The following is a 19,346-nucleotide window of genomic DNA, read 5'->3' as shown; positions in this document are numbered from 1 at the left end:
CGGCGGAATTCGCGGTATTCCGCTCATCAACAAGTCATTGTGCGCAATGGATGTGCTGAATTGGCTTTATCCTGCTGAATGCGTGTGCATTCGGTGCGACATTGCTTCGCTGTAGTGCGGTTGTGCTGTGCGGCAATGTGGCGCAGTCTTGCTGCCATGCCCTTGGTTTTCTGGAAGAATGGGGCAACGCAGCGCGCCGGCTACGGTGCGCTCGCCCCGTTTTCTTGTGGTGGACCGATGGACAGCATTGAAGATTTCCTGGCGCACGCGGTGAAGCTGGAGGAGGACGCTGCGCTTCGCTTCAGCGACCTTGCCGAGACCATGCGTATCTACGGCAACACCGAAGTGGCCGCCTTCTTCGCCAAGATGGCGGAGTTTTCGCGCCTGCACCTGGCCGAGGCGCGGGCGCGCTGCGGTTTCCGCGACGTGCCGAAGCTCGACGAGGCCAAGAGCGCCTGGGCGGGCGACGAGAGCCCGGAGGCGGCGAGCATGGCGGCGTCGCACTACCTCACCACCGTCGAGCAGGCGCTGGACGCAGCGCTGGAGAGCGAACGGGCCGGGCTGGCGTTCTACAGCGGGGTGGCGGCCTCGACCTCCGACCCGGAGATCCGCAGCATGGCGCAGAGCTTCGCCGAGGAGGAGGCCGAGCACGTGGTCGAGTTGGAGCGCTGGCGCAGCCGCTACCCGGCCGCCGCCTGACGGCGCTTCCACACCAGCAGCCCCGCCGACCAGCCCAGCGACACCGCCAGTCCGGCCGCCAGCGCTCCCCAGCGCCCGGCCGGGACGGCCAGCAAGTGCACGGTCAGCACCGACAGCAGGAAGCCGGGGTTGGCGATCACCGCACCGCGCATGGTCGCCGACGCCGCGGCGCCGCCCAGGCGCTGGTGCACCACGGCGGTCAGGCTGGACAGCGCGATCGGGAAGATGGCGCCGATGCCCGTCGCCGCCGGGCCGATCCACGAGCTGGCCGTGGTGACGCCCACCACCAGCAGGCCGACCAGCACGGCGCGCAACGGCACGTCGTACCAGCGCGGCACCGCCCTGCGGGTCACCGGCGCGGGTGGGCTGCGTCGCACCAGCAGGAAGGCGAGGGCGTAGGCCGCGGCGTTGGCGGCCAGAGCGCCCGCGACGCTCCATGGGAGAAGCTTCAGCGCTGCCGCCAGCCCGATCCACAGCGCGATGGACCCGCCCAGGCTGACCGGCATGCGGCAGCGCGGCGAGGCGAGGACCAGCGCCACCAGGAACGCGATCATGCTGACGTTGGTGACCACGCTGGACAGCGCGGCGCCGGCGATGAAGGCGTCGTCGTGGTCGATGGCGAGCAGCACGTAGGCCGGGCCGGTCGAGACGGGCAGGGTGGCGATCAGGCCGCCGAAGAACGGCCCGACCCGCTCCGCCACCAACGAGGCCAGCACCACCACGCCCGATGCCGCCGCCGCCCGGATCAGCAGCGGCAGCCAGTCGGCGTCGATCATCGGCGGGACGCGTTCACCGCCTCTTCGGCGGCGCGGATCAGCGCCATCGCCTTGTTCACCGTCTCCTGGTACTCGGATTCGGGGTCGCTGTCGGCGACGATGCCGGCGCCGGCCTGGACGTACAGCATGCCGTCCTTGATCACCGAGGTGCGCAGCGCGATGCAGGTGTCCATCGCCCCGTTGGCACCAAAATAGCCGACGCAGCCGGCGTAGACGCCGCGCCGGGCCTTCTCCAGCTCGTCAATGATCTCCATGGCGCGCACCTTCGGCGCGCCGGACACCGTACCGGCCGGGAAGCCGGCGACCAGCGCGTCGAGCGCGTCGTGCCGCGGGTCCAACTCGCCCTCAACGTTGGAGACGATGTGCATGACGTGGCTGTAGTACTCCACGGTCATCTTCTGCGTCACCTTGACGGTGCCGATCTTCGCCATGCGGCCGACGTCGTTGCGCCCGAGGTCGAGCAGCATCAGGTGCTCGGCCAGCTCCTTCGGATCGGCCAGCAGGTCGGCGGCCAGCGCCTCGTCCTCCTCCGGCGTCGCCCCGCGCTTGCGGGTGCCGGCCAGCGGGCGGATGGTGATCTTGCCGTCGCGCAGGCGCACCAGGATCTCCGGGCTGGAGCCGACGATGGCCAGCTCGCCGAAGTCCAGGTGGAACAGGAAGGGCGACGGGTTCAGGCGGCGCAGAGCGCGGTACAGCGCCAGCGGCGACAGCTTGAACGGCACGCGCAGGCGTTGCGACGGCACGACCTGGAAGATGTCGCCGGCGCGGATGTACTCCTTCGCCTTCTCGACGATGGCGTGGAAGTCCTCGCGCGTGGTGTTGCTGGCGGGGGCGAGCGGCAGCCCGCCCTCGACCCGCGGCTCGCGCCGGTAGGGCAGCGGCCGGCCGAGGTCGGCCACCGCGTCGGCGAGGCGCTCGGACGCCCGCGCGAAGGCGGCGCGCGAATCCACGCCGGCCTCCGGCCACACCGGGGTGACCAGCGTCACCGAATCCGTGTGGCTGTCGAAGATGGCGACGATGCTGGGCCGCGTCATGATGGCGTCGGGGATGTTCAGCTCGTCCGGATTGTCGTCCGGCAGCCGCTCCATCAGGCGCACCATGTCGTAGGTCAGGTAGCCGAACAGGCCCGCCGCCATCGGCGGCAGCTCCGCCGGCAGGTCGATGCGGCTCTCGTTGATGAGCGCGCGCAGCGTGTCCAGCGGCTTGCCCGGCAGCGGCTCGTAGGCGTTGGCGTCGAAGAGCGCGCGGCGGTTGACCTCGGCGCCCTCGCGCCGGCAGCGCCACACCACGTCCGGCTTGAAGCCGATCACCGAATACCGGTCGCGGCGCGAGCCGTGGCCGCGCTCGGCCGACTCCAGCAGGAACCCGAAGGGCCGGCCGTCCGCCAGCTTGAGGTAGGCGGAGACCGGCGTCTCCAGGTCGCTGACCAGCGTGGTCCACACCACCTGCGGCCGCCCGGCAACGTAGGCGAGGTCGAAGGCGGTGAAATCGGGCTGGACCTTCACGGGACGAACTCCGCTGGAGAATGAGGCTTACGGGGTGGCGTACATCTGGGTGATGCGGTCGCGGTGCACGATGACCGGGAACTCCTTCTGGAGCGCCTGGGCGAACTCGCCCATCAGGTCGCCCTCGACGCCGCGCAGCACGGTCGCCTGCACCTGGGACAGGTTGGCGTCCTTGGCCGCCGGATCGGCGGCGATGACCTCGCGCAGGCGGGCGACCAACTGCGCCTCGCCGGAGGCGCCGGAGACCACGTCGTCCGGCTTCACCTCGAACAGGCGGCCGATCAGCTCCGGCGTCAGGCCGGTGGCGTTCTGGGCGCCGCGGGTGAACGGCTCGGTCATGGCGGCGCTGCCGCCCACCGACACCGCCACGTCCTGGGCGGCGAGGTCCTTGGCGGACTTCAGCTTCTCGGCGGCCTGCTTGGCCAGTTCGGCGGCCTTGCGGGTGCGCTCGTCGGCCTGCCAGCCGGCGATCACCGCGTCGCGCACCTCGGCCAGCGGCTTCACGGCGGCCGGCGTGATGGAATCGACGCGCACGGCGTGATAGGCGCCGGACTTGCCCTCGGTCAGGTTGCTGTTGGCGCCCTGGCGCAGGCCGAACGCCGTCTGCAGGATCTGCGGCAGGTCGGCCGGGCCGGACACCGCGGCGCCGTCCGGCGCCTTGCCGATGCTGTCGGCCGCGGCGATCTTGGCCAGCGGCAGGCCCTGGCCCTGCGCCAGCTCCTCCAGCGTGGCGCCGCCGGCGAGGCGGTCGTCCAGCTTGTTCGAGGCCTGATAGAGCTGCTCGATCGCGCGCTCCTTGCGCAGCTCGGCGCGCAGGGACTCCTTCACCTCGTCGAAGCTGCGCTCGCTCGGCGGCTGGATGGCGGTGACGGTCACCACGTGCCAGCCCAAGGCGCTCTTCAGCGGCGCGCTCACCTCGCCCTGCTTCAGCGCGAAGGCGGCGTCGCCGATCTCCGGCAGCTCGTCCTTGCGGACGTTGTCGAGGGTGACGGCCTCCGAGCCGTTGGCCTTGGCGGCGTCGGCCAGCGAGCCGGCCTTGGCGGCCTCGGCGGCGGCCTTCGCCTTGGTCTCGTCGTCGAAGACGGCCATGGCGACGCTGCGGCGCTCGGGCACCAGATAGTCGCCGGCGCGCTCGTCGTAGGCGGCGCGCACCTGCTCGTCGGTCAGCTGGATGTCCTTGGCGATGGCGTCGGCGGTCAGCTCGACCACGGTCAGCGCGCGGTACTCCGGCGCGGTGAAGCGGACCTGATGGTCCTCGTAGTAGCGCAGCTGCGCCGCCTCGTCCGGGGTGCCGACGTCCTTCACCGCGGCGTGCGGGATGGTGATCACCTCGGCGACGCGCTTCTCCTCGCGATAGCGGTACAGGTCCTCGACCAGCGGCTTCGGCGCGACGGTGCCGGCGCCGATCGCCGAGGCGATGACGCCGCGCGCGATCTCCTTGCGCATCAGCGCGGTGTAGCCCTGCTCCGTCAGGTTGTTCTGGCGCAGCAGCGTGGCGAACTGCGAGCGGTCGAACTGGCCGTTCGGGGCACGGAAGGCGGGCTCGTCGGCGATGCGCTGGCGGACGGTGTCGTCGCCCACGGTGATGCCGGCGCGCTTGGCGGCGAGGTCGTACAGCGCGCGCTGCACCAGCGTGTTCACCGACTGGTCCAGCAGGCCGAACTGGCGGGCCTGCTCGACCGTCAGCTCGCCGCCGAACATCGGGCGCAGGCGGTCGATCTGGCGGCGGAACTCCGTATCGAGGTCACCGCGGGTGATCTCGGTCGGGCCGACCTCGGCCACCACGTTGCTGGGCGCCGTGGAACGGCGCACGACGTCGCCGATGCCCCACACGCCGAAGCTGGCGATCAGGATGACGAAGAGGATCTTGACGATCCAGGAGCCGGCGGTGTTGCGGATGGACTGAAGCATGGTGCCCGATAAAGCGCGGAAATTCGGCCCGTTCGGCCGGGACGCGCATCATAGGAAGCGCGCAGGGGCGCGGCAACCGGTGATTTCCTGTGCAGATCGCCCGGTCGGGCGGGTTGAAAGGGCAGGGTGCGCTTGCTAGACACGGGGCAACCACAATAACTCCTGGACGGGAACACGCCATGGCCGCACGCCGCAAGCTGATCGCCGGTAACTGGAAGATGAACGGGCTGAAGGCGGAGGGGCTGCAGCTCGCCTCCGACCTCGCCGGGCGCCTGCAGGGCGCCGGGGCCGTTCCCTTCGACATGCTGGTCTGCCCGCCGTTCCCGCTGCTGTTCCCGGTGGGCGAGGCGATCAAGGGCTCGCCGCTGGCCCTGGGCGGCCAGGACTGCGCGCCGAAGCAGAAGGGTGCGCACACCGGCGACACCAGCCCGGCCATGCTGAAGGACGCCGGCTGCGCCTACGCCATCGTCGGCCACTCGGAGCGCCGGCAGGACCACGGCGAGACCGACGCGATCGTCGCGGCCAAGGCCGCCGCGGCGCACGAGGAGGGACTCGTCGCCATCGTCTGCGTCGGCGAGACCTGGGCCGAGCGCGAGGCGGGCAAGGCGCAGGAGGTGGTCGGCCGGCAGGTTGCCGGCTCGCTGCCGGCGGGCGCCACCGCCGCCAACACCGTCGTCGCCTACGAGCCGGTCTGGGCCATCGGCACCGGCAAGGTGGCGACGCCGCAGGACGTCAAGGACATGCACGCCTTCATCCGGAAGGAGCTGCAGGCCCGCTTGTCCGACGCCGATTCCGTGCGCATCTTGTACGGCGGCTCGGTGAAGCCGGACAACGCGGTCGAGCTGCTGGCGACCGACAACGTCGATGGCGCGCTGGTCGGCGGCGCCTCGCTGAAGGCGGACGATTTCTGGGCCATCGGCACCAGTTGCCGCTAGCATCCGCTCCGGATGCGCGCTAAAACGACGGGGCTGCGCGCCGGGGTCCGCTGACATGGACCCGCGGCGCGCTCTCGGTTTGGGCACACGGTTTTTGCTTTTGGGGGCCACACGTTCATGCATGCGGTGATTCTGGTCGTCCACCTTATGATCGCCATCGCGCTGGTCGGCGTCATCCTCATCCAGCGCTCGGAAGGCGGCGGGCTGGGCATCGGCGGCGGCACCATGGGCGGCATGACGACCGCGCGGGGTGCGGCCAACCTGCTGACGCGCACCACCGCGATTCTCGCCGCGGTGTTCATGTCCACCAGCATCATCCTGGCGATCATGGCCGGCCGCCCGTCGCAGCCGACCTCCATCATCGACACGCTGCCGGCGCCGGCTCCGGCGCAGCAGGCCCCCGCCGTCCCGGCGGCGCCGGCCCCGCCCGTCGCCCGGTAAACGGGAGCGGCCAGCAGCGCGGTACACGAAAGAGGCGGCCCCCCCGAAGCCGCCTCTTTCCTTTGGAGGGTGGATTCGCCCTCCGTCCCTCGGGGAACGGTTTCAGGCTTGGGGTCTTCGGACGATCATGACTCGGTACATCTTCATCACCGGTGGCGTCGTTTCCTCGCTGGGCAAGGGCCTGGCCTCCGCGGCGCTGGGAGCCTGCCTGCAGGCGCGCGGCTACAAGGTCCGCCTGCGCAAGCTCGACCCCTATCTCAACGTCGATCCGGGCACCATGAGCCCGTACCAGCACGGTGAGGTCTACGTCACCGACGACGGCGCCGAGACCGATCTCGATCTCGGCCACTACGAGCGCTTCACCGGCGTGGCGGCGCGCAAGAGCGATAACATCACCACCGGCCGCATCTACTCCAACGTCATCGCCAAGGAGCGGCGCGGCGATTACCTGGGCGCCACCGTGCAGGTCATCCCGCACGTCACTGACCAGATCAAGGAGTTCATCCGCGCCGACGTGACCGACGAGGACTTCATCCTCTGCGAGATCGGCGGCACGGTGGGCGACATCGAATCGCTGCCCTTCCTGGAGGCGATCCGCCAGTTCGGCAACGAGGTCGGGCCGGAGCGCGCGCTGTTCGTGCACCTCACCCTGCTGCCCTACATCCCGACCGCCGGCGAGCTGAAGACCAAGCCGACCCAGCACTCGGTGAAGGAGCTGCTGGGCGTCGGCATCCAGGCCAACATCCTGCTGTGCCGCGCCGACCGCCCGATTCCGGAGAACGAGCGCAAGAAGATCGCGCTGTTCTGCAACATCCGGCCGGAGCGCGTGATCGCCGCCCTGGACGTGGACAACATCTACCAGGTGCCGATCAGCTACCACGAGGAAGGCTTCGACGATCAGGTGCTGAGCTACTTCGGCCTGCCGAACAAGGGCGAACCGGACCTGTCGCGCTGGACGAAGATCGCCGAGCGCGTGCGCAAGCCGCAGGGCGAGGTGACCATCGCCGTGGTCGGCAAGTACACCAGCCTGCTCGACAGCTACAAGTCGCTGGCCGAGGCGCTGACCCACGGCGGCATCGCCAACAACGTCAAGGTCAAGCTGGACTGGATCGATTCGGAGATCTTCGAGACCGACGGCGCCGTCCAGCAGCTGGAGCACGTGCACGGCATCCTGGTGCCCGGCGGCTTCGGCATGCGCGGCACCGAGGGCAAGATCCAGGCGGCCAAGTTCGCCCGCGAGCGCAAGGTGCCCTACTTCGGCATCTGCTTCGGCATGCAGATGGCGGTGATCGAGGCGGCCCGCAACATGGCCGGCATCGTCGACGCCGGCTCGACCGAGCTGGGCAAGCCCGGCAACCCGGTGGTCGGCCTGATGACCGAGTGGATGCGCGGCAACCAGCTGGAGAAGCGCTCGGAGGGCACTGACCTCGGCGGCACCATGCGCCTCGGCGCCTACGCGGCGAAGCTGCTGGAGGGCTCGAAGGTGGCGGAGGTCTACGGCACCACCGAGATCTCCGAGCGGCACCGCCACCGCTACGAGGTCAACGTCTACTACAAGGAGCGGCTGGAGAAGGTCGGCATGCTGTTCTCCGGCCTGTCGCCGGACGGCGAACTGCCGGAGATCGTCGAGATCCCCGAGCACCCCTGGTTCATCGGCGTGCAGTTTCATCCGGAGCTGAAGTCGAAGCCCTTCGACCCGCACCCGCTGTTCACCTCCTTCATCAAGGCGGCGATCGAGCAGAGCCGGCTGGTGTGATATCCACGGCGCTCGATGGCTTCCATCGAGCGCCTTGTTCAAACTTGGCAGCTCAATGCAACGCGTTGAGCGAGGGTGATACGGCCGATCACGGAAGCATCCATGCGGCCGGCCGTATGACGGGGCTGTACGTTTATTGAACGTTATGGCCGGGGGGCGGGATTTACCCCACCTCCACCCGATTCCGTCCCGACCGCTTCGCCAGATACAGCATCTCGTCCGCCTTGCTCATCATGGCGTCCAGGCTGCCGGCGGCGCCGGTGCACACGCCGATGCTGGCGGTCACCGGGACCACTTTGCCGTCGATGCTCACCTCGATGCCGGAGATCGCCGCGCGCAGCCGCTCGAAGAAGCCGTGCACGGCATCCGGCGCCAGGTTGATGGCGAGCACGGCGAACTCCTCGCCGCCGATGCGGGCGATGATCTCGGCCTCGCGGGTGATGGCGCGCAGGTTGCGGGCCACCGCCGTCAGCACGTGGTCGCCGGCGTCGTGGCCCAGCGTGTCGTTGATCCGCTTGAAGTGGTCGATGTCGATGATCGCCGCGGTCAGCGCGATGGTGCCGCGCTGCATGCTGGCGAACAGCGTCTCACCGACGTCGTAGAAGTGGCGGCGGTTGTACAGCCCGGTCAGGTAGTCGGTCGTCGACACCTCGCGCAGCGACGTGATCAGTTCCAGGAGCTCCATGTTCTGCGCGACGCGGCAGTAGAACTCCTCGCGCAGGAACGGCTTGGGCAGGAAATCGTTGGCGCCGGCCTTCAGGAAGCGCGCCGACATCGCCGTGCCGCCGCCCGACGACAGGCCGATGATGCACAGCCGTTCCTTGGAGTGGGTGGCGCGCATGCGCTTCACCATCTCGATGCCGTCCATGCGCGGCATGTGGAAGTCGCTGATGACGAGGCTGACGTCCGGGTGCTCGGCCAGCTGCTCCAGCGCCTCCTGGCCGTTGGTGGCGAGCAGGACGCGGAAATTGTACTGCCGCAGCAGGTCGCCGATGTAGGAGCGCGAGGTGACCGAATCGTCCACCACCAGCGCCTTGGCGTGCCGGTTGCGCACCAGCCGGCGGATCACCGAGACCAGCTGGCCGATGCTGGCCGGCGTGTCCTTGACGATGTAGTCGATGACGCCCTCGGCGGTCAGGCGCTCGCGCAGGTCCTCGGAATAGGTACCGGAGAACACCACCGTCGGCACGCCGGTCTCGCGGCACAGCGAGGCGACGGCGCCGTCGGCGGCGTCCGGCAGGATGACGTTGAGCACCGCCACCAGGTATTCCCGCCCGTGCGTGCGCAGCGCCAGCCGCGCCTCGGCGAAGGTGCCGCAGGTCTCGACGGTCAGGCCGGTGGCGGCCTGGATCTCCTCCTGCAGTACGGCGGCGAAGAAGCGCGAGCTTTCGACCACCAGGATCTTCTGCGCCACATCGGCCGGCGCCTCGCTGCGCGCGCGCTTGCGCAGGAAGCGGGCGTAGTCCATGTCCGAGACCAGGATGTGGTCGAGGATCCAGGACTGCAGGAAGCGGGCGACGCGCTCCGGCTGGCCCGCGCCGGCCATGGCGCGGATCTTCTCCATCTGCGCCAGCAGGTGCGCGTGCGAGGCGCGGTGCGCCTCCGCCTCGGGATAGCCGGTCTCGAAGAGCAGCGCCTCCTCGCGGCTGAAGTGCTGGCGGGTGTAGGTCTCCAGTTCGGCCAGCGCGGCCTTGACGACGCTGGGGCCGCGGCCGTCCAGCATCGCCGCCAGCACCTCGTTGGTCAGCGCGAAGAGGTGCTGGTGGTCGGTGTCGAGCGCGGCGGCGCCGACGGCCAGCGCCTCGCTCCAGCGGATTCGTACGTCAGGCATGGGGGGGCGCCTATCGGGTCCTCACGAGGTGGACGCCGCGGCCGCCGCGCGCAGCAGCTCAGGGTCGAGGCGTTCGGTCTCCGCCAACAGGGTACGCATCTCTTCCGAGATCCACCAGCGCGACTTGCGCCGTTCGCTCACCGCCACCGCCAGGACGCGTTCGATCAGCCGCAACTCGGCCGGGCCACAGCGGTCGCGGTTCGGCAGCGCTTCGCGCACCACGGTCAGCAGCCCCTCGTCCAGCGCGGTGATCTCCACCGGATAGCCGACGAGGTCGGCGATCTCCGTCAGGTGCGCCAGGGTGGTCAGCCGGTCCTCGCGCGGTGAGGCGACGATCTGCCGGAACAGGCCGGTCAGGTGCTCGCCCACCGAGGACGGCCACGGGTTGGGCGAGGCGACCAGCCCGCGCCGCCACAGCCGGTCCTTGAACTGCCGCACGAACCGCACGCCGGACAGCGCGGCGGCCGGCGGCACGTGCTCGTTCAGCTCCAGGATGCGGCGGGTCAGCGCCGGGATCAGCTCCTCCTCCAGGAGGGTCAGCAGTTCGCCGATGGAGGCGCGGATCTCGGCTTCCGGGCGCTGAACCTGGTCGAGGTGGGCGGCGTGCGCGGCGTCGTACCAGCCGAAGTAGCGGTCGAGCAGCGTGTCCGGATTGGCGGTGCGCTGCGCACGCACGCTGCCGCTGCCGCGGGCGCTGAGACCCTGGCGCATCGCCTCGCGCAGCCGCTGCCCGGCGAAACGCAGGTGCGCGACGATGGCCGAATCGACCAGCGGCAGCGCGAACTCGTGGTGCAGCACGACGGCGGTGGCGGGCTCGGCGCGGCCATGCAGGTGCGCCGTGGCGTACAGCGCCGCCGCCTCCGGCCGCCGGGCCGAGCGCTCCAGCAATCCTTCGACCAGCGCGACGATCTCGCCGGCCTCGGCCTGGTGCGCCGGGCGCGGCACGTCGGTCCAGGCGGGGGCGGCCTCCAGCACGGTGAACAGCGTGTCGAAGTCGCCGGCATCCAGCGGCACCGGCGCGCCCCGGTCGGCGGTGGCCAGCAGCTTCAGCCGTTCGGCGTTGGCGGCGGCGAGGAATTTGGTGCGGGCCTGCGGCACGGCGCGCAGGGTCGACAGCTTGGCGAGGCTTTCCAGGCGCAGCATGTCCGCCCATTGGCGCGCGGATTCGGACGCGAAGATGCCGTCGAGCGGCATGGTCCGGCTGCGCTCCTCGATGGTGCCCTGGATCGCCACGGCGACGTGGGCGAGGCGCGGCGACAGCGCCTTCCACCAGCCGCCGGCGTCGGCGATGTGCAGGCAGCCGGGCAGGCGGCGCTCGGCGTACAGCAGTTCGTCCTCACGGACGATCACCGGCTCCAGCCAGCCGGTCCACAGCCGGCGCGCGTGCTCCGTCCGGTTGCCGTTCAGCACCTCCAGCAGCGCCGCGGCGATGTGGGCGCCCACGGGGTCGCTGGTCAGCTGCTTATCGACCAGATAGTCGAACAGCTGGGCCTTCACGCCGCGGTTCAGCGGCAGCAGCGTCTGCTTGACCTTTTCCAGGCGCGCCTTCAGCGATGGCTTCGCATCGGTCATCGGCTTCCCCGCCGGCCCAAGAGATGAATCCAGACTCCACGATATAGCTTCCAATTGGTTAAAATTGTCTGCATGTTCGAAGCGCCAAACGGACGCATGGCGATGCGCGCTTTGGTGGTGAGGAAAGCCTGCGGCTGTGTGTATCATGCCGCCGCCCGGACAATCCGGCCCACCCCTCTGGACAGGTCGAGCAAGCCTATGGCGGAACGGACGCAGGCCGAGATCGAGAACATCAAGGGCATCATCATCGCCCACCAGAACTGGCTGAAGCGCAAGGGCGGCAAGCGCGCCGACCTCAGCTTCCGCGACCTGACCGGCCTCAACCTTCCGAAGATCGACCTGACCGGCGCCAAGCTGTCGGGCGCCAGCCTGTGCGGCGCCAAGCTGATGGGCGCCAACCTGTCGCAATGCGACCTGTTCGGCGCCGACATGGAGGGGGCGAACCTCACCGGCGCCAACCTCTCGGCCGCCGACCTGCGCGGCGCCAACCTGCACAAGGCGGCGCTGACGGACGCCATCCTGCGCGGCGCCGACCTGCGCGCCGGCGCCGTCATGGCGGACGGCGGGGCGGGCAAGACGCAGGGCGGGGCGGCGCGCCTGACCGAGGCGCAGATGGACCGCTCCATCCTGGCCGGGGCGAACTTCGCCGGCTGCGACCTGTCGGGCGCCGACCTCGCCGACGCCGACCTGTCGGGCGCGGAGCTGACCGGCGCGGTGCTGGTCGGCACCGACCTCAGCGGCGCCACGCTGGACGGCGCCGCCTTCAACGGCACGGTGATCGATCCGGCGACGCTGAGCCGCACCTACATCCCCTTCGCCCTGCCGGCCGACGCCATCGCGCAGCCCTCCTATGCCCCCATGAACAGGGACGCCTTCATGGAGGCGGTGGCGGCGCACGAGCGCTGGGTGGACAGCGAGGGGCGGGAGGGGCACCGCCTCGACCTCGACCTCGTCACGGTACCGGACACCGACCTGTCCGGCCGCATCCTGTCGGCGGCGCGTGCCCGCCGCTGCCACTTTCCCAGGGCGAAGTGGCGCAAGGTCGGGCTGGAGATGGCCGACCTTTCCTACTGCGACCTGGAGGGGGCCGACCTGTCCGAGGCCGACCTGCGCGGCACCACGCTGCGCCGCGCGCACCTGGGCGCCGCCAAGCTGGCGGGGGCGAACGCCAAGCCGCTGCTGCTGGCCGGCGGCAAGCCGTGGCCGACCAACCTGGACGGCGCCGACCTGTCCTTCGCCGACCTGCGCAGCGCCGACTTCGGCGCCGCCATCCTGCTGAACGCCAAGCTGGACGGCGCCAAGCTGGAGGGCAGCGGCATCGCCCTGCCGTCCCCCGACTCCGTGCCGCCGCCGCGCCCGACGACGCCGACCGAGCAGCGCAAGCACAAGCGCTACGTCCGCCCGGTGGTGATGGTGCAGACCGAGCGCGGCGTGCACCACACCCGCAACTGGTCGCTGGGCGGCATGTGCTTCCGCATCTACGACCAGGAGGCGGTGTTCCGCCGCGGCGAGGTGGTGAAGGCCACGCTGTCGATGGCCGACCGCATGGACATCTCCGCCCAGGCCGAGTTCATCGTGCTCTCGGTCAGCCCGCAGAAGGGGCAGGTGTCGGTGCGCTTCGAGCGCTACGGCGACGACCTCAAGGCGTTCCTGAAGTTCGCCTTCCAGGAGAATCTGCGGCTGGGCGGCTGAGGTTAATCAATCAAGAAATGCCCAGGAAGTAAAAGTTGCTGAGCCATCATCAAGAATTATATAGCTAAAGCGCAGAAGTGCTGGCTCTTTGCTGCTTCGAAGCTTGATTTCCAAAATTTTTAGTGCAGCGTAGAATCCATGGCGATTTCGCAAAATCACTATCTCATCTATTCGTGGCGTGCGAGCTCTGGATGTGAAATCAAAAACAGAGGCATCGGCAATGTTTCCAATGTCGTCAAACCCAAGGGCAATGGCGACGCCATTAATCGATGGCGGGTCGTTGTAAACGTGGATTGAATCCGCGCCTGCTGTGCTCCACTTAGTTTCGAATTCGATCTGCTCTTGCCCTATCACATAACAGCCATTGTGGCTATGATAATCAAAAGCAACCACTCCGAGTGTCGAGGACATGTGTGGCGGTGGAACGTTAGACGCCTTGCTAGCAAGTACATCAATGCCTAAGTGCTCATAGATTAATGTGGCCAATTGCTCCGGTGTGATGCGCTGGGCATCTTCCCACGCTAATGTGGAAGGTAGACCTGGAGGCCAAGCGTTATCAAATCGTACGGGCAGTATGTAGCTATCACTGCTTTGTAGATATTTGCTTGTTGCTGATCGCCGTTCGTGATTGCACCACATTTTAGTGATGTACTGCTCGGAAACGAGCATTACTACGCGCTTTGCCCGTTCGGAATATATTCCATGAAATTCTTCCGCAAGATCACGCCCCCATAGCCTTGCCCGCTCGAATCCATCGTAGAACACAGACACGCCTCGAGCCTGAAGGGAACGTGCCAGCCTGTCAGCGTAGTGGCGCTGCTCCCCTGCAAACGATAGCGCTACTTCATACTTTGGGTGCGTCATCGCGGCGCTTCCTATCTCCGAACACAGGCATCACCATATCATATTCCCAAAAATCGGGAAGTTTATGTATCGCCAACTAAATCTTTGGTGGTTTTTTCGCGTTCCATCTACCCATTGATAAATCAAGTAGAGCAAAGCATAGCATTTGCATCAGATGGAAATTGGGATTTGACGTTGAGGCGTGGGAGTTCCAACATGTAAAAAGTATGGTTAACGCACAGGGCTGTCCTTAAAAGCGAGAAGCGCATCGATCCGCGCCTGCAGCGCGGCCAGCGCGTCGCGGCCGGCCTCGTCGAGTGCCGCATCCAGCGCGCCGAGCTGCTTCGTGCAGCGCTGCACCGTCCGCAGCGGGCGGGGCAGAGGCGGAACGGTCTCGCGGCGCTTCTGCTGGGCGGCGCGGACGGTCAGCGCGCCGGCCTTCGCCTCCTCCCACAGGCCCCTGTTGACGCTCGGGCTCGCACACCCACGCGATCTCCACCAGCAGCGAGCGCGACACCGTGCGGCGGACCTCCGAGTTCCAGCGCGGCCAAGGCTGCGGTGCGCCAGCAGGCGGCGCTCGCCGGCCAGTAGCTCGAAGCGGTTGTGGCCGGTGCGGCGGACCAGGATCGGCTGCAGCAGGCCCTGCTATTGTCAAGAGTGGCGGCCTACGCCGCCTTCTTCTTGGCGCCGATCCTCGGCTCCTCGCCCTTCAGCAGGCGGCGGATGTTCGCCTCGTGCCGGACGAAGACCAGCACCGCGATCAGCAGGCACAGCACCGCTACATCCGGCCCGGCGAGGGACCACGCGGTGACCGGGCTCAGCCCCACGGCTACCAGTGCGGAGAGCGACGAGATGCGGAACAGCGCCGCCACCACCAGCCAGGTCAGGCAGGCGGCCACGCCCACCGGCCACGCCACCGCCAGCAGCACGCCGAGCGTCGTCGCCACGCCCTTGCCGCCCTTGAAGCCCAGCCACACCGGGAAGCTGTGCCCGAGCAGCGAGCCGGCGGCGGCGAACAGCGCGGCATCATGCCCGGCCATCCACAGCGCCAGCAGCGTGGCGATGGCGCCCTTGCCGCTGTCGAGCAGCAGCGTGGCGAGCGCCAGCGGCTTGTTGCCGGTGCGCAGCACGTTGGTGGCGCCGATGTTGCCGGAGCCGATCTTGCGGATGTCGCCGTAGCCGGCCAGCCGCGTCAGCACCAGCCCGAACGGGATCGAGCCCAGCAGGTAGCCCAGCAGGGCGCTTGCCGCGAGAGTCAGCACCGGGTCAGCCTTCCGCCTGCCACACCGTGCGCCCGTCCACCACGGTGCGCAGCGGCCGGCCCTGCACCGGGCGGTCCTCGAAGGGGGAGTTCTTGGACTTCGACTTGAAGGCGGCCGGGTCCACCGTCCACGGCACCTCCGGGTCGAACACCAGGAGGTCGGCCGAAGCCCCCTTGGCCAGGCGCCCGGCCGGCAGTTCCAGGATGTCCGCCGGCTTGCACGTCACGCAGGCCAGCGCTTGGAGCAGCGACAGCTTCCGCTTGTGCGCCAGTTCCAGCGTCAGCGGCAGCAGCGTCTCCAGCCCGATCACGCCGAACTCGGCCTGGCCGAAGGGCACGCGCTTGTGGTCCTGGTCCTGCGGGATGTGGTCGGACGCGATGGCGTCGATGGTGCCGTCGGCCAGCCCCTCGACCACCGCGCGGCGGTCCATCTCGCCGCGCAGCGGCGGGGAGACCTTGGCGAAGGTGCGGTACTCGCCGACGTCGGTCTCGGTCAGCGCCACGTAGTGCGGGGCGGTGTCGCAGGTGACCGCGAGGCCGCGCGCCTTGGCGCGGCGGATGATCTCCACCGACTCCGACGTGGTGACGTGCGCGAAGTGCAATCGGCCGCCGCTCAGCTCGACGAGGCGCAGGTCGCGCTCGATCATGATGATCTCGGCCTCGCGCGGGATGCCGGTCAGCCCCAAGCGGGTGGCGATCTCGCCGGCGTTCATCATGCCGCCGGAGGCCAGGCTCGGCTCCTCCGGGTGCTGGATGATCAGCTTGCCGAAGCCCTTGGCGTAGCTGAGCGCGCGGCGCATCACCTTGGCGCTCTCGATGGCCCGGGTGCCGTCGGTGAAGGCCACCGCGCCGGCCCGCGACAGCAGGCCCATCTCGGTGATTTCCGAGCCCTGGGCGCCGCGCGTCGCCGAGGCGTAGGCGTAGACCTTGACCAGCTTCACCTCGCGCGCCCGGCGGGCGAGGAACTCCAGGCCCGAGACGTCGTCGCGCACCGGGGTGGTGTTGGGCAGGCAGACGATGGAGGTGACGCCGCCGGCCGCCGCGGCGCGCGACACGCTCTTGATCGTCTCCTTCTGCTCGTTGCCCGGCTCGGCGACCATGACGCGCATGTCGACGAGGCCGGGGGCGAGGCACTGGCCGCCGAGGTCGACCACCTCGATCCCCTCCGGCACGCCGTCCTGGAACAGGCCGGGGCCGAGGTCGGCGATCCTCGTGCCGTCGGTCAGCAGCGCGCCCGGCGCGTCCAGGCCGGTGGCGGGGTCGAGCAGGCGGGCGTTGGTGTAGGCGACGCGGGTCATCTCAGTTGGCTCCCCGGCGGTCGCGGGTCAGGATGTCGAGGACGGCCATGCGCACGGCGACGCCGAGTTCCACCTGGTCGAGGATCATCGAGCGCTTGAGGTCGTCGGCCACCTCGGAGTCGATCTCGACGCCGCGGTTCATCGGGCCGGGATGCATGATCACCGCGTCCGGCTTGGCGACCTCCAGCTTCTCGTACTCCAGGCCGTAGAAGTAGAAGTACTCGCGCGTCGAGGGCACGTACTGGCCGCTCATCCGCTCGTTCTGCAGGCGCAGCATCATCACCACGTCGGCGTCCTTGAGGCCCGAGAGCATGGTGTGGTGCACCTCGCAGCCCAGCCGCTCGATGGCGCTCGGCACCAGAGTCGGCGGGCCGACGACGCGCACCCGCGCCCCCATGGCGTTCAGCAGGTGGATGTTCGAGCGGGCGACGCGGCTGTGCAGGATGTCGCCGCAGATCGCCACGATCAGCCCCTCCAGCCGGCCGAGGCGGCGGCGGATCGCCAGCGCGTCGAGCAAGGCCTGCGTCGGGTGCTCGTGGTTGCCGTCGCCGGCGTTGATGACCGAGCAGTTGACCTTGTCGGACAGCAGCTTGACCGCCCCCGATTCGGAGTGCCGGACCACCAGCGCATCGACGTGCATGGCGTTCAGCGTCGCCGCGGTGTCGATCAGCGTCTCGCCCTTCTTCACCGAGGAGGCGTCCACCGACATGTTGATGACGTCGGCGCCCAGCCGCTTGCCGGCCAGCTCGAACGAGGTGCGGGTGCGGGTGGAGTTCTCGAAGAACAGGTTCATCACCGTCCGCCCGTGCAGGAGCGACTCCTTCACCACGGGCTTCCGGTTGTGCTCGACGTAGCCGTCGGCGAGGTCGAGGACGAGGGAAATCTCACCCGCCGTCAAACCCTCGATGCCGAGCAGGTGACGGTGCGGGAATCGCGTTGCGGCTGGTCCGGTCATGGGGCGCGACTATAGGAGCGTGGCGGGGGCGCTGCAAGACGGCGGGAGCGATGCCGCCCGCACGACACGGGCGATGGTCTGGCGTGGATGAAAATCTTTCGGATCGGTGTTTACCCACCTGCACGCACACGTCGTGCATCCAGATGAGGAGAACATCATGTTGCGTCTTGCGCCGTGTCTCACCGTGATGTTTGCGTCCCTCTCCCTCATGATCGGCAGCGCGGCGGCGAGCGATCCCTGGGGCGGGAACGGTGAATGGGTGATGCGGAACGAGTTCGGATCGCAGATCGGGAGCATCAGGCAGAAGCACATGGGCTTCAACGACACCTTCGTGTTCACCGACGATCGCGGCAACGAGACGATCCTCGAGCGGAAAAGCTTGAGCAGCGACAGCTTCAACGTCCGCGACTCGAAGGGCAACGTGACGGGATCGCTTGAGCCGGATCGGGATGGGTATGTGGTGCGCAACCAGAAAGGCGAGACGACGACGATCATCGAGCGGGAAAGCCGGGGCTCCAAACGCATGACCGTTCGCAGCCCGGGGGGAGGGCCGAGCGGCACCGTCGAGCCCGTGCGCTGACCGGGCGTGGCCTCACGCCCTTTCCGGCAGGCCCATGCGCGCCGCGTACTCCTCGACCTCGGCGAACAGCCACTCGCGGAACGCCTTGACCTTGGGGCGCTGGAAATAGTGCGCCGGGGCGACGAAGTAGTAGGCGTACAGCCCGGTCAGCGCCACGTCGAACGGCCGGGCCAGCCGCCCGGCGGCGAGATCGTCGGCGGCCAGCACCTGCCGGGCGAGCGCCACGCCGTGCCCCTCCATCGCCGCCTGGATGGTGTGCGACGAGTCGGTGAAGTGCAGGCCGCGCGTGGCGTCGAGACCCTCCACGCCGGCCAGCGCCAGCCAGTCGCCCCAGGTGACGATGTAGTCGTCGTGCAGCAGCGTATGCTTCTTCAGGTCGGCGGGCGTCGTCAGCGTCGGCAGCAGGCTGGGGCAGCAGACCGGGAAGATGTCCTCGTTCAGCAGGCGCTCGACCCGCAGGTCGGGCCAGTTGCCGCTGCCGAAGCGGATCGCCACGTCCACGTCCTGCTGGTTGAAGTCCACCATCTGCGAGGTGGTGTGCAGCCGCACGTCCAACTCCGGGTGCGCCACCTGGAACCGCCCGAGCCGCAGCACCAGCCACTTCGCCGCGAAGCTCGGCATGGTGGAGATGGTCAGCGTGCCGGTGGCGTCGCGGCGGATCACCCGCTCGGTGGCGCTGGCCATCAGGTCGAGCGCCTCGCGCAGCGGCGGCAGGTAGGTCTGCCCGGCGTCGGTCAGCACCAGCCCGCGGTTCAACCGGCGGAACAGCGGCACCCCCAGCCATTCCTCCAGCCCCTTGATCTGATGGCTTACCGCAGCTTGGGTAACATGCAGTTCATCCGCGGCCTTGGTGAAGGACAGCAGACGGGCCGCCGCCTCGAAGGTGCGCAAGGCGTTGAGCGGGGGCAGGCGGCGGCTCACGGGGCGCTCCGATCGGATTAGGTTTCCTAATCGATCCTATGAGAAAGCGTCGTTTGTCCGCAAGAAGCGGGTGGGCCATTCTCATTCCCGGAAACACACTCATCGCCACGCAGTCAGAGAGGGAGACGAAGCCATGAGCCAGAGCACCAACACCGTCTTCACCCGCACGACCTCGCGGCCGGCGAACGGCCTGTTGCAGACGGTCGGCCGCGCGGTGGTCAGCGCCACCGACACGCTGGCCACCTGGCAGGAGCGGCGGCGCCAGCGCCGGGCGCTGGAGGCGCTGCCCGACCACCTGCTGCACGACATCGGCATCTCGCGCGCCGACGCCGGCAGCGAGGCCGACAAGCCGTTCTGGCAGGGCTGAGAG

At 68.8% G+C, this 19,346-nt stretch carries 18 protein-coding genes and 1 pseudogene; 7 read left to right on the top strand and 12 right to left on the bottom strand.

Features of this window, described 5'->3' with window-relative positions:
* Positions 1-237: 237 nt before the first annotated feature.
* Positions 238-699 (top strand): ferritin family protein, encoded by a 462-nt coding sequence (locus TSO221_RS03725; protein ID WP_109117135.1) that lies wholly within the window; start codon positions 238-240, stop codon positions 697-699.
* Here TSO221_RS03725 and TSO221_RS03720 read toward each other — a convergent pair.
* The 3 genes from TSO221_RS03720 to TSO221_RS03710 are packed head-to-tail and all read right to left on the bottom strand — an operon-like array spanning position 681 to position 4,891.
* Complete coding sequence (locus tag TSO221_RS03720) at positions 681-1,475, bottom strand: hypothetical protein (RefSeq protein WP_109117134.1); 795 nt, start codon at positions 1,473-1,475, stop codon at positions 681-683. The genes TSO221_RS03725 and TSO221_RS03720 overlap by 19 nt on opposite strands.
* On the bottom strand, positions 1,472-2,980 hold the full coding sequence (gene trpE / locus TSO221_RS03715) for an anthranilate synthase component I (RefSeq protein ID WP_109117133.1): 1,509 nt from the start codon (positions 2,978-2,980) through the stop codon (positions 1,472-1,474). The genes TSO221_RS03720 and trpE overlap by 4 nt, the downstream gene beginning before the upstream one ends.
* Positions 2,981-3,007: 27 nt before the next feature.
* Positions 3,008-4,891, bottom strand: a complete 1,884-nt coding sequence (locus tag TSO221_RS03710; RefSeq protein WP_109117132.1) for a peptidylprolyl isomerase — start codon at positions 4,889-4,891, stop codon at positions 3,008-3,010.
* A 179-nt stretch (positions 4,892-5,070) separates the two neighbouring features.
* Here TSO221_RS03710 and tpiA point away from each other — a divergent pair, with 179 nt between their 5' ends.
* The 3 genes from tpiA to TSO221_RS03695 all read left to right on the top strand — a co-directional run bounded on the left by tpiA (position 5,071) and on the right by TSO221_RS03695 (position 8,023).
* Positions 5,071-5,826 (top strand): triose-phosphate isomerase, encoded by a 756-nt coding sequence (tpiA, locus tag TSO221_RS03705; protein WP_109117131.1) that lies wholly within the window; start codon positions 5,071-5,073, stop codon positions 5,824-5,826.
* A gap of 117 nt (positions 5,827-5,943) precedes the next feature.
* The gene (gene secG / locus TSO221_RS03700) at positions 5,944-6,267 is read left to right on the top strand and encodes a preprotein translocase subunit SecG (protein WP_109117130.1); all 324 of its coding nucleotides are present in this window, start codon (positions 5,944-5,946) and stop codon (positions 6,265-6,267) included.
* A gap of 127 nt (positions 6,268-6,394) precedes the next feature.
* Entirely contained in the window at positions 6,395-8,023 is a 1,629-nt protein-coding gene (locus TSO221_RS03695; protein WP_109117129.1) for a CTP synthase, read from the top strand.
* A gap of 163 nt (positions 8,024-8,186) precedes the next feature.
* Here the strand turns inward: TSO221_RS03695 and TSO221_RS03690 are convergent, their stop codons facing one another.
* A complete protein-coding gene (locus tag TSO221_RS03690; protein ID WP_109117128.1) occupies positions 8,187-9,854 on the bottom strand; it encodes a bacteriohemerythrin in 1,668 nt (555 codons plus the stop codon).
* A 21-nt stretch (positions 9,855-9,875) separates the two neighbouring features.
* Positions 9,876-11,426 carry a hypothetical protein gene (locus tag TSO221_RS03685; protein WP_109117127.1) on the bottom strand — a complete coding sequence of 517 codons (1,551 nt, stop codon included), beginning with the start codon at positions 11,424-11,426 and terminating at the stop codon, positions 9,876-9,878.
* A 198-nt stretch (positions 11,427-11,624) separates the two neighbouring features.
* Between TSO221_RS03685 and TSO221_RS03680 the strand changes: the two genes are divergently transcribed.
* Positions 11,625-13,118 (top strand): pentapeptide repeat-containing protein, encoded by a 1,494-nt coding sequence (locus tag TSO221_RS03680; RefSeq protein ID WP_109117126.1) that lies wholly within the window; start codon positions 11,625-11,627, stop codon positions 13,116-13,118.
* 6 nt (positions 13,119-13,124) lie between these two features.
* On the opposite strand, the gene TSO221_RS03675 is transcribed toward TSO221_RS03680, so the two are convergent.
* From TSO221_RS03675 to TSO221_RS03655, 6 genes and pseudogenes are all read right to left on the bottom strand, one after another.
* Complete coding sequence (locus tag TSO221_RS03675) at positions 13,125-13,982, bottom strand: TIR domain-containing protein (protein ID WP_109117125.1); 858 nt, start codon at positions 13,980-13,982, stop codon at positions 13,125-13,127.
* 210 nt (positions 13,983-14,192) lie between these two features.
* The gene (locus TSO221_RS36765) at positions 14,193-14,321 is read right to left on the bottom strand and encodes a hypothetical protein (protein WP_282187706.1); all 129 of its coding nucleotides are present in this window, start codon (positions 14,319-14,321) and stop codon (positions 14,193-14,195) included.
* Positions 14,322-14,519: 198 nt separating this feature from the next.
* Positions 14,520-14,597 (bottom strand): annotated as a pseudogene (locus tag TSO221_RS36950) (ParB N-terminal domain-containing protein); the annotation flags it as partial.
* Positions 14,598-14,626: 29 nt separating this feature from the next.
* Entirely contained in the window at positions 14,627-15,223 is a 597-nt protein-coding gene (gene plsY / locus TSO221_RS03665) for a glycerol-3-phosphate 1-O-acyltransferase PlsY (RefSeq protein ID WP_109117124.1), read from the bottom strand.
* 4 nt (positions 15,224-15,227) lie between these two features.
* A complete protein-coding gene (pyrC, locus tag TSO221_RS03660) occupies positions 15,228-16,520 on the bottom strand; it encodes a dihydroorotase (protein ID WP_109117123.1) in 1,293 nt (430 codons plus the stop codon).
* A 1-nt stretch (position 16,521) separates the two neighbouring features.
* On the bottom strand, positions 16,522-17,475 hold the full coding sequence (locus TSO221_RS03655) for an aspartate carbamoyltransferase catalytic subunit (protein WP_109117122.1): 954 nt from the start codon (positions 17,473-17,475) through the stop codon (positions 16,522-16,524).
* A gap of 157 nt (positions 17,476-17,632) precedes the next feature.
* Here TSO221_RS03655 and TSO221_RS03650 point away from each other — a divergent pair, with 157 nt between their 5' ends.
* Complete coding sequence (locus TSO221_RS03650) at positions 17,633-18,055, top strand: hypothetical protein (RefSeq protein WP_109117121.1); 423 nt, start codon at positions 17,633-17,635, stop codon at positions 18,053-18,055.
* A gap of 12 nt (positions 18,056-18,067) precedes the next feature.
* Here the strand turns inward: TSO221_RS03650 and TSO221_RS03645 are convergent, their stop codons facing one another.
* Positions 18,068-18,976: a transcriptional regulator GcvA gene (locus TSO221_RS03645; RefSeq protein WP_109117120.1), complete on the bottom strand. Its 909-nt coding sequence runs from the start codon at positions 18,974-18,976 to the stop codon at positions 18,068-18,070.
* Positions 18,977-19,109: 133 nt separating this feature from the next.
* Here TSO221_RS03645 and TSO221_RS03640 point away from each other — a divergent pair, with 133 nt between their 5' ends.
* Positions 19,110-19,343, top strand: a complete 234-nt coding sequence (locus tag TSO221_RS03640; RefSeq protein ID WP_109117119.1) for a DUF1127 domain-containing protein — start codon at positions 19,110-19,112, stop codon at positions 19,341-19,343.
* The last annotated feature ends 3 nt before the right edge of the window (positions 19,344-19,346 follow it).

Origin of the sequence: Azospirillum sp. TSO22-1 (assembly GCF_003116015.1) — a bacterium.
Classification (GTDB): Bacteria; Pseudomonadota; Alphaproteobacteria; order Azospirillales; family Azospirillaceae; genus Azospirillum.
This window is presented reverse-complemented; position numbering and strand designations above follow the sequence as displayed.

Bases quoted from the DNA above. Each gene is read 5' to 3' on its own strand.
- TSO221_RS03685 (WP_109117127.1), bottom strand. From the start codon at position 11,426: ATGACCGATGCGAAGCCATCGCTGAAGGCGCGCCTGGAAAAGGTCAAG.
- tpiA (WP_109117131.1), top strand. From the start codon at position 5,071: ATGGCCGCACGCCGCAAGCTGATCGCCGGTAACTGGAAGATGAACGGG.
- TSO221_RS03720 (WP_109117134.1), bottom strand. From the start codon at position 1,475: ATGATCGACGCCGACTGGCTGCCGCTGCTGATCCGGGCGGCGGCGGCA.
- secG (WP_109117130.1), top strand. From the start codon at position 5,944: ATGCATGCGGTGATTCTGGTCGTCCACCTTATGATCGCCATCGCGCTG.
- TSO221_RS03675 (WP_109117125.1), bottom strand. From the start codon at position 13,982: ATGACGCACCCAAAGTATGAAGTAGCGCTATCGTTTGCAGGGGAGCAG.
- TSO221_RS03655 (WP_109117122.1), bottom strand. From the start codon at position 17,475: ATGACCGGACCAGCCGCAACGCGATTCCCGCACCGTCACCTGCTCGGC.
- TSO221_RS03725 (WP_109117135.1), top strand. From the start codon at position 238: ATGGACAGCATTGAAGATTTCCTGGCGCACGCGGTGAAGCTGGAGGAG.
- TSO221_RS03650 (WP_109117121.1), top strand. From the start codon at position 17,633: ATGTTGCGTCTTGCGCCGTGTCTCACCGTGATGTTTGCGTCCCTCTCC.
- TSO221_RS03680 (WP_109117126.1), top strand. From the start codon at position 11,625: ATGGCGGAACGGACGCAGGCCGAGATCGAGAACATCAAGGGCATCATC.
- TSO221_RS03695 (WP_109117129.1), top strand. From the start codon at position 6,395: ATGACTCGGTACATCTTCATCACCGGTGGCGTCGTTTCCTCGCTGGGC.
- TSO221_RS03710 (WP_109117132.1), bottom strand. From the start codon at position 4,891: ATGCTTCAGTCCATCCGCAACACCGCCGGCTCCTGGATCGTCAAGATC.
- pyrC (WP_109117123.1), bottom strand. From the start codon at position 16,520: ATGACCCGCGTCGCCTACACCAACGCCCGCCTGCTCGACCCCGCCACC.
- TSO221_RS03640 (WP_109117119.1), top strand. From the start codon at position 19,110: ATGAGCCAGAGCACCAACACCGTCTTCACCCGCACGACCTCGCGGCCG.
- TSO221_RS03690 (WP_109117128.1), bottom strand. From the start codon at position 9,854: ATGCCTGACGTACGAATCCGCTGGAGCGAGGCGCTGGCCGTCGGCGCC.